Genomic DNA, 11,928 nt, shown 5'->3' with positions numbered 1-11,928 from the left:
TTTCTTATGGGCGCGATGGCAATCGCAATAGCTGGCCATACGCCAGCGAGCTGGGCCAGCTTAACAGAGGCATCCCCAATTGATTTGAGAATTTACCTACATGCATGCGTCTGGCTGTCCTACTGCAGAGGCCCTACTGCAGAGGCTGACACGACGAGGGCTGTGCTAAGCTGGCGCCCCCTTTTTAACAGTGGAGTCTTGGCGATGAAGGCACGCATCCAATGGGCTGGCGAAGCCATGTTCCTCGGTGAATCAGGCAGCGGTCATGTGGTGGTCATGGACGGTCCGCCGGAAGCCGGTGGTCGCAACCTGGGTGTTCGGCCAATGGAAATGCTTCTGCTGGGCGTGGGCGGTTGCAGTAACTTCGACGTGGTCAGCATTCTCAAGAAGTCCCGCCAGGCCGTCGAAAGCTGCGAAGCCTTTCTGGAGGCGGAGCGCGCCACCGAAGACCCGAAAGTGTTCACCAAGATTCACATGCACTTCGTGGTGAAGGGACGAGCGCTGAAGGAAGCCCAGGTCAAGCGCGCCATTGAGCTGTCCGCCGAAAAATATTGCTCGGCGTCCATCATGCTCGGCGCTGCCGGCGTTGAAATCACCCACGATTATGAAATCATCGAATTGGGTTGAATCGACATCCAACCATCATAAAAGCAGTGCAAGCTCTGGCGATCAGAAGCCGACGTCTGCATAATGCGCCACTTTTTTCAGGGCGGAGATCGGTCGTTTGACCGGTCCTTGTCTGGACAGACAACCAAAATCGCCATCGCGAAGAGGTGTTAACCGTCCTACGCAGGTGCGTCGTTCGCATCTGACGGGCATGCTTGATCACGCGGCCAGGCCGCAATACATAGAGAGTTTTCAAACGGTGAAAAGCAAACTCAAGCTCCATGGGTTCAATAACCTGACAAAGACCTTGAGCTTCAACATCTATGACATCTGCTATGCGGAGACTCCGCAAGACCAGCAGGCCTACGTCGAGTACATCAATAAAGAGTACAACGCCAAGCGCCTCACGCAGATCCTCACGGAAGTTGTCGATATCATTGGTGCCAACATCCTGAACATCGCCAGTCAGGACTATGAACCCCAAGGTGCCAGCGTGACCATTCTGATCTCGGAAGAGCCGGTGACGCCGACCGACAGCCAGATCGAAGAGTCCCCGGGCCCGTTGCCCGAAATCATCCTGGCCCACCTCGACAAGAGCCACATCACGGTACATACCTACCCGGAAATACACCCGGTAGATGGCATTGCGACGTTCCGTGTGGACATCGATGTGTCGACCTGTGGTGTTATTTCACCGCTCAAGGCGCTCAACTTCCTGATTCACCAATTCGAGTCGGACATCGTGACTGTGGATTACCGCGTGCGTGGGTTTACCCGCGACGTTGAAGGCCACAAGCATTTTATTGATCACGAGATCAATTCGATCCAGAACTACCTGTCTGAAGATACGCGCGATGCGTACCAGATGACCGACGTGAACGTGTATCAGGAAAACCTGTTCCACACCAAAATGCTGCTCAAAGACTTCGAACTGGATAACTATCTGTTCGGCGATGCCACCAGCAACCTGTCCACTGAACAGCGCGACCAGGTGGAAGAGCGTGTGAAACACGAAATGCTGGAAATCTTCTACGCACGTAACATGCCGCGCTGAAGTTTCGAGCATAAAAAAGGCGACTACCAGTGGGTAGTCGCCTTTTTTTTGGATGCCAAATTGCCTTTGATCCCGTGGTGTTTAACTCCACTTTCGTGATCAGATCCGATAAGTGCTCTTGGTCATGACCTTGGCCAACAGGCTCATACCGAACTTCACCGGTGCCGGAAAACGAAAACCACCGGCCTCAAGGGCACTCTCGGCATGGTGTTCCTCGTCCTCGCGCATCTGCTCCAGAATCGCCCGGGATTTCTCATCCTCGGCTGGCAGTTGTTCCAGATGTTCATTCAAGTGCTTGCACACCTGATGCTCGGTCGCTGCAACGAAGCCGAGGCTGACTTTGTCGCTGATCAATCCGGCCACTGCGCCGATTCCGAATGACATCCCATAGAACAACGGGTTCAGGACGCTGGTATGACTGCCCAGCTGGCGAATGCGCTGCTCGCACCAGACCAGATGGTCGATTTCTTCCTCGGCGGCATGCTCCATCGCCTCACGCACCTTCGGCAGCTTGGCGGTCAGCGCCTGGCCCTGATACAGCGCCTGGGCACAGACTTCGCCGGTGTGGTTGATGCGCATCAGGCCTGCGACGTGGCGGCTCTGCTCGTCACTGAGTTGCACGTCCGGCTGCACGATAGCCGGTGATGGGCGAAACGGCTGGCCACTGAAAGGCAACAGCGTGCGCATCGCGGTATCGGCTTGCAGCAGCAGGCGGTCAATTGGCGAGTAGTGACGTTGAGTAGTCATGCTTACCTCCGGGAAAAATCACGGCGGCCAGTTTAACCCAGTCGGCCGCTGAAGATTTGCGTTGGGTCAGGGCTATCAACCCGGCGGCCAGTTCATCTGGCGCTGCCCCAGCACATGCATATGAATGTGATAGACGGTCTGCCCGCCGAGTTCATTGCAGTTCATCACCACGCGAAACCCTTCCTCGCACCCCAGCTCGAGTGCCAGGCGCTGGGCGGTGAACAGGATGTGTCCGGTCAGACCTTTGTCTTCTTCGGTCAGGTCATTGAGGGTGCGGATCGGTTTCTTTGGAATGACCAGAAAATGCACGGGGGCTTGCGGGGCAATGTCGTGGAAGGCCAGGACCTGGTCATCCTCGTAAATGATCTTCGCCGGAATCTCCCGGTTGATGATCTTGGTAAACAGAGTATCCACAGCTGTTTCTCCATTGGGTTAGTCGAGGTCGAGTGTACTGAAGGTTCGATTGGCGAGCCTGGTTTTTCAGCTACCAGCGTATCAGCGAGGGCAGTGGGCCTTGTTCACCATGCCGGCGATGGTCCGGACCAGTCCTCGCGATCCCAGTCGCGGTAGCGCGGCCAGCCAGCGATTGCGGCGTCCGGGAATGATGATGGCGCGGTTGCGGTCCAGCGCGCGCACAGCATATAGGGCAACTTCCTCCGGACTCATCGTCGACTTGTTGTCGTTGATTTTTTGCTCATCCAATCGTGCCTTGGCGAAAAAGCCTGTCCGGGTCGGGCCTGGGCAAAGTACCGATACCTTGATCGCGCACTTCTTCAGTTCGACCCGCAAGGCTTCGGAGAAGTGCAGCACATAAGCCTTGCTGGCGTAATAGGTGCTCATCCAGGGCCCAGGCTGGAATGCGGCGATCGACGCAACGTTGAGGATCTGGCCACCGCCATGCAGTGCCATGCTATTGCCTACCGCGTGACAAAGACGTGTCAGGGCGAGGATGTTGACTTCGATCAGGTCCTGTTCGGTCATCCAGTCCTGGCCCAGGAACGGGCCGCTGGTACCGATACCGGCGCAATTGACCAGTAGATCGATCTGCCGCTCACCTTCCTCCAGTTCCAGAAGAAAGCCCGAAAGTCTCAGCGGTTCTCCCAGGTCGCAAGCCCGGAACAACACCTCCACGCCAAACCGCTGAGTCAATTCGATTGCAATACTTTCCAGCCGATCACGCTGTCGAGCCACCAGTAGCAGGTTGCGGCCGCGCCGGGCCAGCGCCTCAGCCATGGCCAGGCCAATGCCGCTGGAGGCGCCAGTGATCAGAGCGTAACGGGTCATGCAGTTCTCCATCGCAACAGCCCGCCGCCAGTGGACTGGGCTGTCACCGGCATGAAGCGCGCTTATTGTTCCTCTTCTTCTTCATAGTCTACAGAAGGCGGAGCGGGCTCGGCTGCCTCTACGGCGGGTTCTTCGGCAGTATCTTCGGTGGACTCGCTGCTTTCATAGCTACTCAGGGAGCTGCTGCCCAACTCTTCTCCGATGCCGCTGAAAGCACCGGCCACTGCACCGACCAGAACCAGTGCGATCAAGACGACCCACAGCCACGAAAGAACCTTGACCGCAGTGCTGTTGGGCGGCGGTGGAGGACCATAGCGATTCGCACCGGTATTGCCGGGCGTGCATATGAGCACGAGCGGAAAGATGCTGCCCACGAACGGCACCAGGTTGAGCAACCACAGCCACCCGGACCAGCCGACGTCATGCAGGCGCTGGACGCTGAACTGGATGCTCACAAAGGCAAAGCCCAATGCGATGGCTACCCCCAGCAGTCCGCCGATGATCATTGCCGCCAGTGAGTTCGAGGCGAGGATCCATGTCAGGCTGAACCAGAAGGCTATGCCGATGACAGGCATCATGGCCAGTGTCAAAACCATGGTCCAGGCCAGGTATCGCAGGCGCCCGATTCGCCCCTCAAAGCTGAAAGGCTTGAGGGTGCTGTACTCGGCAAGCGCTTCACCGACCTGTGCCCGGGGAGGCGCATAGGGTGATACGGGGTCGACGATCGAGTTCGAGTGGTGCAGTGGGGATTCCTGGACCTCACCGAGGTTCAGCTGCAAGGAGGGTTCGGCTTCGATGCGTGCATCAATCCCGCTCTTGTTGAGTGCTTCCAGGTACTTCTGCGCTTCACTCTGGGACAGGTTGCTTTTAAGCGCCACCTTGCGGCCACTGAACAGTCGTTCAATGGCGCTGATATCGCTTTTGAACAGCTCGGCGAGGTTGAGTTTGGCGGTGGTGGTATCGACGCCCGGCATCAGGGCTCCGTCGAATACGATATTGAAACGGGTTTCACTCATGCCCGGCATCCTTGTCTCTGAAAGTTAAATTTATTGGGTTAGTTCAGCGAGGCCATTGGCCGCCAAGCTCTACCGCCCGCGCCTGTGCCTGGCGGTATTCTTCATCCAGGCGTGCGACCAATTGATCGACGCTGGGTAAATCGTGGATTTCACCCACGCCCTGGCCTGCGGACCACACGGTTTTCCAGGCCTTGGCTTCATCGTTAAGCGGTTTGAGTTTCGAGCCAAAATCCACCTCGCCTTTGTTCTGCAAGGCGGCCAGATCGAAACCGGCGTTTTCCAGGCTCTGGCGCATGAAACTGGCCGGTACCCCGGAGACAGCTGGAGTATGCACGATGTCTGCGGCTTGGGATGTGAGCAACATCTCTTTATAAGCGTCAGGCGCATGGCTTTCGCTCGTACCGATAAAGCGGGTCCCGAAGTAGGCCAAATCCGCGCCGAGTAACTGTGCGGCAAGAATCTGATGGCCGTGGTTCAGGCATCCTGCAAGCAGCACGGTTTTGTCGAAGAACTGCCGGATCTCGGCAACCAGCGAGAACGGGCTCCAGGTCCCGGCGTGCCCCCCTGCGCCGGCGGCAACGGCGATCAGACCATCGACACCGGCCTCGGCGGCCTTCTCGGCATGACGCCGCGTGGTTACGTCGTGGAACACCAGGCCGCCATAGCTGTGAACAGCGTCTACCAGCTCTTTCACCGCACCCAGGCTGGTGATGACAATCGGCACCTTATGTTCGATGCAGATCGCCAGGTCAGCCTGAAGCCGCGGATTGCTGTGATGAACAATCAGGTTTACGGCGTAGGGTGCCGGATTTTCCAGTGCCGCCAGACCTGCTTCGATTTCCTCAAGCCAAGCCTTGAAACCACTGCTTTCGCGTTGGTTCAACGCCGGGAAGCTGCCGACGATGCCGTTGCGGCAGCAGGCCAGGACCAGTTGCGGGTTGGAAATCAGGAACATCGGCGCTGCCACGACGGGCAGGCGCAAACGTTGTTCAAGCAGAGCGGGCAGCGACATGGGAAGTCCCCCGGATAAATAGTGCCGATTGGAAGTTAGAACGGCCGAACCACAACCAGAATTACGATAGCCAGCAATATCAGAACCGGAACTTCATTGAACCAGCGATAAAAGACATGGCTGCGGGTGTTTTCGCCACGGGCGAAGCGCTTCACCTGGGCGCCGCACATATGGTGATAGCCGATCAGTAGCACCACCAGGGTCAGCTTGGCGTGCATCCAGCCGCCTTGGGTGAAGTATGCGCCGGCGTTGAGGCTGAGCAGCCAGATGCCGAACACCAGGGTGGCGATCATCGCCGGGCCCATGATGCCGCGATACAACTTGCGCTCCATGATGCTGAAGCGCTCCTTGCTGACGCTGTCTTCGCTTTGGGCGTGATAGACAAACAGGCGGGGCAGGTAGAACAGCCCGGCGAACCAGCAGACCATGCTGACAATGTGAAGTGCTTTGAGCCACAGATAGAGCATTTTTAGTTATTCCCAGATTCACGGTAGCCCGATAGTAGAGGTTAGAGCGGCCGCACGTCACCTTGGCGGTTGTCGCCGCGCCGTGGGCCCCCTATTATCGACGGCTTTCCAGTGGGTTCGTTGAGGGCAGGTTTATGGTCAAGGTCGGTATCGTCGGCGGCACGGGTTACACCGGTGTCGAACTGCTGCGTCTGTTGGCACAGCATCCGCAAGCTGAGGTGGTGGTCATTACCTCCCGATCCGAGGCCGGCCTGGCCGTCGCCGACATGTATCCGAACCTGCGCGGTCATTACGATGGCCTGGCGTTCAGCGTTCCGGACGTCAAGACCCTCGGCGCTTGCGATGTGGTGTTCTTCGCCACGCCTCACGGTGTCGCCCATGCCCTGGCGGGCGAACTGCTGGCCGCCGGGACCAAGGTCATCGACCTGTCGGCAGACTTCCGCCTGCAGGACGCAGACGAATGGGCCAAATGGTACGGCCAGCCCCACGGCGCGCCGGAGCTGCTGGATGAGGCGGTCTATGGCTTGCCGGAAGTCAACCGCGAGAAAATCAAGCAGGCCCGACTGATCGCCGTACCTGGTTGCTATCCGACTGCAACGCAGTTGGGTTTCCTGCCGCTGCTCGAGGCCGGCCTCGCCGATACTTCGCGCCTGATCGCTGACTGCAAATCCGGTGTCAGTGGTGCTGGACGTGGCGCCAGTGTCGGTTCGCTGTACTCCGAGACCTCGGAAAGCATGAAGGCCTACGCGGTCAAGGGGCACCGTCACCTGCCGGAAATTCGCCAGGGGTTGCGTCGGGCAGCGGGCAAGGACGTCGGCCTGACGTTCGTGCCGCACCTGACGCCGATGATTCGTGGCATCCACTCCACTCTTTACGCAACGGTTGTCGATCGCTCGGTGGACCTGCAGGCGTTGTTTGAAAAGCGTTATGCCAACGAACCGTTCGTCGACGTGATGCCGGCCGGCAGCCATCCGGAAACCCGTAGCGTGCGCGGAGCAAACGTTTGCCGGATTGCGGTGCATCGTCCGCAGGATGGTGACCTGGTAGTGGTGCTGTCGGTCATCGATAATCTGGTCAAGGGCGCGTCGGGCCAGGCGGTGCAGAACCTGAACATCCTGTTCGGGCTGGATGAGCGTCTGGGCCTGTCCCATGCGGGGATGTTGCCTTAACAGCAGCCACCGGCTTCAAGTCCGGAGCTTCAAGCGTGGAGCTTGGCGCTGGTCTTCTAAATAGTTGACCGATTTTGTAGGAGAAGCGGATAATGCCCGCCATTACGCATTATGGCGGCGTTAGCGCCGGGAGATATTCAGCATGAGCGTCGAAACCTTCACCCCCATGGCTTTGCAATTCACCCACGGTGCCGCGCACAAGGTGAAGAGCCTGGTCGATGAAGAGGGCAATGATCGTTTGAAGCTGCGCGTATTCGTGACGGGCGGTGGTTGTTCGGGTTTTCAATACGGCTTCACTTTCGATGAGGAAGTGGCCGAAGATGACACCATCGTCGAGCGCGAAGGGGTCAGCCTGGTAGTCGATCCGATGAGTTTCCAGTACCTGGCGGGTGCCGAGGTGGATTATCAGGAAGGTTTGGAAGGGTCGCGTTTCGTGATCAAGAACCCGAATGCCACCACAACCTGCGGCTGCGGTTCTTCTTTCTCGATCTGACAGCCTCAATAAAAAACGCCGCAGTGCCTTACGGCTCTGCGGCGTTTTGCTGTCCGGGATTATTGATTCAGGCGGGATAGATGGCGCCGAGTACACGCAAGCCCCGGGCGCCAGTGACACTTGGGCGATTCGCTGGAATACCGGCGAGGCAGCAGTGGGCCAGCCAGGCGAAAGCCATGGCTTCAACCCAGTCCGGGTCTACGCCGTACACCGCAGTGCTGCTGACTTTGGCGTTTGGCAGCAACTCGGCTAGACGCCTCATCAGTGTCTGGTTGTGCGCGCCGCCACCGCAAACCAACAACTCCTGAGTATCGGGCTGGGCATGCTGCAGCGACTCGACGATGGTCAGCGCTGTCAGTTCGAGCAGCGTTGCCTGTACGTTTTCGGGGGCAAAAGCTGGCAGGTGGGACAAGTGCTGGGTCAGCCAAGGCAGGTTGAATACTTCGCGCCCGGTACTTTTCGGACCCTTGGTGACAAAGAAGGGGTCGCTGAGCAGTTCCTTGAGCAAAGCCGGTTCGACTTGCCCGCTGGCAGCCCATTGGCCGTCGCGATCGAAGTGCTCGCCCTGTTGTTGGTGTATCCAGGCATCGAGCAGTACGTTGCCGGGACCACAATCGAAACCCGCCACGGGTTTTCCGGGTTCTATCAGGCTCAGATTGCTGAAACCGCCGACATTCAGCACGGCGCGATTGCCGGCTCGTTCTTCGAACAGTGCCTCATGGAACGCCGGAACCAGAGGAGCACCTTGCCCGCCCGCCGCTATGTCACGACTGCGGAAGTCGCTGACGATGGTGATGCCGGTCAATTCGCTCAGCAGTGCGGGATTGCCGATCTGCACGGTAAAGCCCCGGGCCGGTTCGTGACGAATGGTCTGGCCATGGCTGCCAATCGCCGCTACGTTTTCAGGCTTGAGCTTCTGTTCATTGAGGAGGGTGTGGATGCCCTGGGCGGCCAGCGTTACCCAATTCTGTTGGGCAATGGCGGAGCGGGCAATTTCATCGGGCCCACTGCTGCACAAGCCGAGCAATTCGGTGCGCAGGGAGGCGGGCATGGGGATGTAGTGCGTGGCGATCAGTTTGATCGCCGGGGTCAGTTCGATCAGTGCGATATCCAAGCCATCCAGGCTGGTCCCGGACATCACACCGATATAGAACGTCATGGCTTAGCGCTTGCTCGAAGCCAGCATCGTGGCCTTCTCTTGATCCATGCGAGCCATCAATGGTTGGCTTTGGGCCAGGAATCGAGCGCGCTCGGCTTTGGCAATCGGATCGGCCATCGGCAGTTTCTGGCCAAGCGGATCGACGTGAACGCCGTTGACCTGGAACTCATAGTGCAGGTGCGGTCCTGTGGACAGGCCGGTAGTGCCGATATACCCGATAACCTGGCCTTGCTTGACGCTGCCACCGGTCTTCACGCCTTTGGCGAAGCCCTGCATGTGGCCGTACAGCGTGCGGTAGGTGTTGCCGTGCTGGATGATCACGGTATTGCCATAGCCACCACGGCGTCCGGCCAGCAATACTTTGCCGTCGCCGGCAGCCTTGATTGGCGTGCCGCGGGGGGCTGCATAGTCGACGCCTTTGTGCGCCCGGATCTTGTTCAGGATCGGGTGTTTGCGGCCTGCGGAGAATCTTGAGCTGATGCGGGCAAAATCAACCGGCGTACGGATGAATGCCTTGCGCATGCTGTTGCCATCGGCGGTGTAATAGCTGCTGTTGCCTTGTTTGTTGGTGTAGCGCACTGCGGTGTAGGTTTTGCCGCGGTTGGTGAAGCGCGCGGAAAGGATCGGACCGTTGCCGACGCTCTTCCCATTGACCACTTTCTGCTCATAGATGACATCGAATTCGTCGCCCTGACGAATATCCTGGGCGAAGTCGATGTCGTAGCCAAACACGCTGGCCATGTCCATCGTCAGGCTATGGGAAAGGCCTGCGCGAGCGGCCGACTGCGACAGTGAGCTGTTGATGACGCCATGGACGTAAGCCGAGCGCACAGTGGGCTTGGCGGTAACGCGGTTGAATACATAACCCTTGTCATTTTTGGTCAGGGTGATGCTTTCCAGGTCGCTCAGCTTGGTGTGCAGATTGGTCAGCTGTCCGTCTGGAGTGAGTTCGAATTCGAGTTTCTGGCCGCGCTGCAGTTGGGTGAACTGTTTGGCTTGCTTGTCGCTGGCCAGGATTTCGTGAACTGAAGTCGAAGGCAGGCCAACCTTTTCGAAGAGGGTGGAGAGCGTATCGCCCTTGGCGACAATGACTTCGCGGTGGTCCGGGCCTTTCTTTTCTTCTACAACAACTGGTGGCTCTGCCTGAGCGGCCTCGGTGGTGTCTTCGGGGGTGTTTTCAATCTGCGCGAAGGGGGGCACGGCCGGCTCGTTTGTGGCCTGGACGGCTTCGGCAGCGTCTTGATCTTGTGTCAGTTGTTCAGCAGGGCTTTCCAGTTCAAGACTCAGAGTCGTCTTTTTGGCTTCAACATCGCTGGAAGGAAACACCAGGAGCGCCAGGCTAAGGAGAGCTGCGATGCCACTTGCGGCAAGCAGGTGGGTCTTTGGGTAAAGCGGCGGCGCTTTAGACGGTTCTGTGGTCATAAGTAATTTGACTTTTGAAAAGATGAATTGGAAAAGATGAATGACATGATGAAGATGAAATAACTGTATAAAATATAACCAAATCCCCTGCGAAGCAAGCCCGCAGACGCTCTGTCTGTGGATTGGCGTCCGTGTGCCGGGCAAACCTTGTATTTGGTACGCGATCTTGTATGGTTGGGGCCCTTTGAATCTGAGCCTTGCGGGTCTGTTATGAAGTCGGTTGAAGAGCAGCTAGCGCTGATCAAACGTGGTGCGGAAGAACTATTGGTCGAGTCCGAGCTGATCGAGAAGCTCAAGCGCGGGCAGCCGCTGCGTATCAAGGCTGGTTTCGATCCGACGGCGCCTGATCTGCACCTGGGTCATACCGTGCTTATTAATAAGCTGCGTCAGTTCCAGGACCTGGGGCACCAGGTCATCTTCCTTATAGGTGACTTCACCGGGATGATCGGTGATCCGAGTGGAAAGAGTGCTACGCGCCCTCCGCTGACTCGCGAGCAGGTTCTCGATAACGCCGAGACCTACAAGACTCAAGTCTTCAAGATTCTTGATCCGGCCAAGACCGAGGTGGCTTTCAACTCCACTTGGATGGATCAGATGGGGCCGGCGGATTTCATTCGCCTGACTTCCCAGTACACCGTAGCTCGTATGCTCGAGCGCGACGACTTCGATAAGCGCTATAAAACCAATCAGCCAATCGCCATTCATGAATTCCTCTATCCGCTTGTACAGGGTTACGACTCCGTCGCGTTGCGAGCGGACGTTGAGCTCGGTGGTACGGACCAGAAGTTCAACCTGTTAATGGGGCGTGAGTTGCAGCGCGGATATGGTCAGGAGGCTCAGTGCATCCTGACCATGCCATTGCTGGAAGGTCTGGATGGCGTGAAGAAGATGTCCAAGTCGTTGGGCAACTACGTCGGCATCCAGGAAGCGCCAGGCGTCATGTACAGCAAGCTGGTCTCCATTCCGGATGTGCTGATGTGGCGTTACTTCGAGTTGTTGAGCTTCCGCTCCATGGACGAGATCAATGCGTTCCGCGCTGATGTCGAGGCGGGGGCTAATCCGCGGGACATCAAGATCAAGCTGGCCGAAGAAATCGTTGCTCGTTTCCATGGTGAGGAGGCTGCGGCCAACGCTCACCGTGCGGCGGGCAATCGTATGAAGGATGGCGAGCTGCCGGATGATCTGCCGGAGATCGAGCTGACTGCTGTCGAGGATATGCCGATCGCGGCAGTCCTTAATAAAGCAGGTCTGGTCAAGAATTCGGCAGTGGCGCGAGATCTCCTTGGGTCGGGCGGTGTGCGTATAGATGGTGAGGTTGTGGATCGCACCTATATGTATGAGCTGGGTTCCACTCATGTATGTCAGGCCGGCAAGAAGGCTTTCGCGCGGATTACGCTGAAATCCGAATAAAGCTGAAAATAGGTGTTGACGGCAAATTCTGGACGTCTATAATTCGCCCCACTTCCGGCGCAGTCGAAACGGAAAACTCCTTGAGTTTC

At 57.7% G+C, this 11,928-nt stretch carries 13 protein-coding genes; 5 read left to right on the top strand and 8 right to left on the bottom strand.

What is annotated here, in order from left to right; translation table 11 throughout:
* The first annotated feature begins 204 nt into the window (after nucleotides 1-204).
* Both ACWNZ1_RS23240 and speD read left to right on the top strand, forming a co-directional pair.
* The gene (locus ACWNZ1_RS23240) at nucleotides 205-627 is read left to right on the top strand and encodes an OsmC family protein (RefSeq protein WP_003206127.1); all 423 of its coding nucleotides are present in this window, start codon (nucleotides 205-207) and stop codon (nucleotides 625-627) included.
* A gap of 238 nt (nucleotides 628-865) precedes the next feature.
* On the top strand, nucleotides 866-1,660 hold the full coding sequence (gene speD, locus ACWNZ1_RS23235; RefSeq protein ID WP_135847443.1) for an adenosylmethionine decarboxylase: 795 nt from the start codon (nucleotides 866-868) through the stop codon (nucleotides 1,658-1,660).
* A 99-nt stretch (nucleotides 1,661-1,759) separates the two neighbouring features.
* On the opposite strand, the gene coq7 is transcribed toward speD, so the two are convergent.
* The 6 genes from coq7 to hemJ form a co-directional block, all read right to left on the bottom strand.
* Complete coding sequence (coq7, locus tag ACWNZ1_RS23230) at nucleotides 1,760-2,407, bottom strand: 2-polyprenyl-3-methyl-6-methoxy-1,4-benzoquinone monooxygenase (RefSeq protein ID WP_135847442.1); 648 nt, start codon at nucleotides 2,405-2,407, stop codon at nucleotides 1,760-1,762.
* 75 nt (nucleotides 2,408-2,482) lie between these two features.
* On the bottom strand, nucleotides 2,483-2,821 hold the full coding sequence (locus tag ACWNZ1_RS23225; protein WP_092455626.1) for a histidine triad nucleotide-binding protein: 339 nt from the start codon (nucleotides 2,819-2,821) through the stop codon (nucleotides 2,483-2,485).
* Nucleotides 2,822-2,902: 81 nt separating this feature from the next.
* Nucleotides 2,903-3,691: an SDR family NAD(P)-dependent oxidoreductase gene (locus ACWNZ1_RS23220; RefSeq protein ID WP_135847441.1), complete on the bottom strand. Its 789-nt coding sequence runs from the start codon at nucleotides 3,689-3,691 to the stop codon at nucleotides 2,903-2,905.
* Between the two features lie 62 nt (nucleotides 3,692-3,753).
* The gene (locus ACWNZ1_RS23215; RefSeq protein WP_456027919.1) at nucleotides 3,754-4,707 is read right to left on the bottom strand and encodes a DUF805 domain-containing protein; all 954 of its coding nucleotides are present in this window, start codon (nucleotides 4,705-4,707) and stop codon (nucleotides 3,754-3,756) included.
* 43 nt (nucleotides 4,708-4,750) lie between these two features.
* The gene (locus ACWNZ1_RS23210) at nucleotides 4,751-5,719 is read right to left on the bottom strand and encodes an NAD(P)H-dependent flavin oxidoreductase (protein WP_135847439.1); all 969 of its coding nucleotides are present in this window, start codon (nucleotides 5,717-5,719) and stop codon (nucleotides 4,751-4,753) included.
* A gap of 35 nt (nucleotides 5,720-5,754) precedes the next feature.
* Entirely contained in the window at nucleotides 5,755-6,186 is a 432-nt protein-coding gene (gene hemJ, locus ACWNZ1_RS23205; protein WP_212797820.1) for a protoporphyrinogen oxidase HemJ, read from the bottom strand.
* A gap of 134 nt (nucleotides 6,187-6,320) precedes the next feature.
* Between hemJ and argC the strand changes: the two genes are divergently transcribed.
* Complete coding sequence (gene argC / locus ACWNZ1_RS23200) at nucleotides 6,321-7,355, top strand: N-acetyl-gamma-glutamyl-phosphate reductase (RefSeq protein ID WP_135847438.1); 1,035 nt, start codon at nucleotides 6,321-6,323, stop codon at nucleotides 7,353-7,355.
* Between the two features lie 142 nt (nucleotides 7,356-7,497).
* The gene (erpA, locus tag ACWNZ1_RS23195; RefSeq protein WP_025215766.1) at nucleotides 7,498-7,848 is read left to right on the top strand and encodes an iron-sulfur cluster insertion protein ErpA; all 351 of its coding nucleotides are present in this window, start codon (nucleotides 7,498-7,500) and stop codon (nucleotides 7,846-7,848) included.
* Nucleotides 7,849-7,915: 67 nt separating this feature from the next.
* Here erpA and ACWNZ1_RS23190 read toward each other — a convergent pair whose 3' ends face one another.
* Together ACWNZ1_RS23190 and ACWNZ1_RS23185 are read right to left on the bottom strand one after the other, a co-directional pair.
* On the bottom strand, nucleotides 7,916-9,007 hold the full coding sequence (locus tag ACWNZ1_RS23190) for an anhydro-N-acetylmuramic acid kinase (protein WP_135847437.1): 1,092 nt from the start codon (nucleotides 9,005-9,007) through the stop codon (nucleotides 7,916-7,918).
* A 3-nt stretch (nucleotides 9,008-9,010) separates the two neighbouring features.
* Entirely contained in the window at nucleotides 9,011-10,429 is a 1,419-nt protein-coding gene (locus ACWNZ1_RS23185) for a peptidoglycan DD-metalloendopeptidase family protein (RefSeq protein WP_135847436.1), read from the bottom strand.
* 210 nt (nucleotides 10,430-10,639) lie between these two features.
* Between ACWNZ1_RS23185 and tyrS the strand changes: the two genes are divergently transcribed.
* Nucleotides 10,640-11,839 carry a tyrosine--tRNA ligase gene (gene tyrS / locus ACWNZ1_RS23180; RefSeq protein WP_135847435.1) on the top strand — a complete coding sequence of 400 codons (1,200 nt, stop codon included), beginning with the start codon at nucleotides 10,640-10,642 and terminating at the stop codon, nucleotides 11,837-11,839.
* Nucleotides 11,840-11,928: the final 89 nt, after the last annotated feature.

The sequence above is a fragment of the Pseudomonas sp. CFBP 5748 genome, assembly GCF_053850495.1.
This window is presented reverse-complemented; position numbering and strand designations above follow the sequence as displayed.

Excerpts from the sequence above, each read along its gene's own strand:
- erpA (WP_025215766.1), top strand. The coding sequence starts at position 7,498 with ATGAGCGTCGAAACCTTCACCCCCATGGCTTTGCAATTCACCCACGGT.
- ACWNZ1_RS23190 (WP_135847437.1), bottom strand. The coding sequence starts at position 9,007 with ATGACGTTCTATATCGGTGTGATGTCCGGGACCAGCCTGGATGGCTTG.
- ACWNZ1_RS23185 (WP_135847436.1), bottom strand. The coding sequence starts at position 10,429 with ATGACCACAGAACCGTCTAAAGCGCCGCCGCTTTACCCAAAGACCCAC.
- ACWNZ1_RS23220 (WP_135847441.1), bottom strand. The coding sequence starts at position 3,691 with ATGACCCGTTACGCTCTGATCACTGGCGCCTCCAGCGGCATTGGCCTG.
- coq7 (WP_135847442.1), bottom strand. The coding sequence starts at position 2,407 with ATGACTACTCAACGTCACTACTCGCCAATTGACCGCCTGCTGCTGCAA.
- tyrS (WP_135847435.1), top strand. The coding sequence starts at position 10,640 with ATGAAGTCGGTTGAAGAGCAGCTAGCGCTGATCAAACGTGGTGCGGAA.
- ACWNZ1_RS23240 (WP_003206127.1), top strand. The coding sequence starts at position 205 with ATGAAGGCACGCATCCAATGGGCTGGCGAAGCCATGTTCCTCGGTGAA.
- ACWNZ1_RS23210 (WP_135847439.1), bottom strand. The coding sequence starts at position 5,719 with ATGTCGCTGCCCGCTCTGCTTGAACAACGTTTGCGCCTGCCCGTCGTG.
- argC (WP_135847438.1), top strand. The coding sequence starts at position 6,321 with ATGGTCAAGGTCGGTATCGTCGGCGGCACGGGTTACACCGGTGTCGAA.
- hemJ (WP_212797820.1), bottom strand. The coding sequence starts at position 6,186 with ATGCTCTATCTGTGGCTCAAAGCACTTCACATTGTCAGCATGGTCTGC.
- ACWNZ1_RS23215 (WP_456027919.1), bottom strand. The coding sequence starts at position 4,707 with ATGAGTGAAACCCGTTTCAATATCGTATTCGACGGAGCCCTGATGCCG.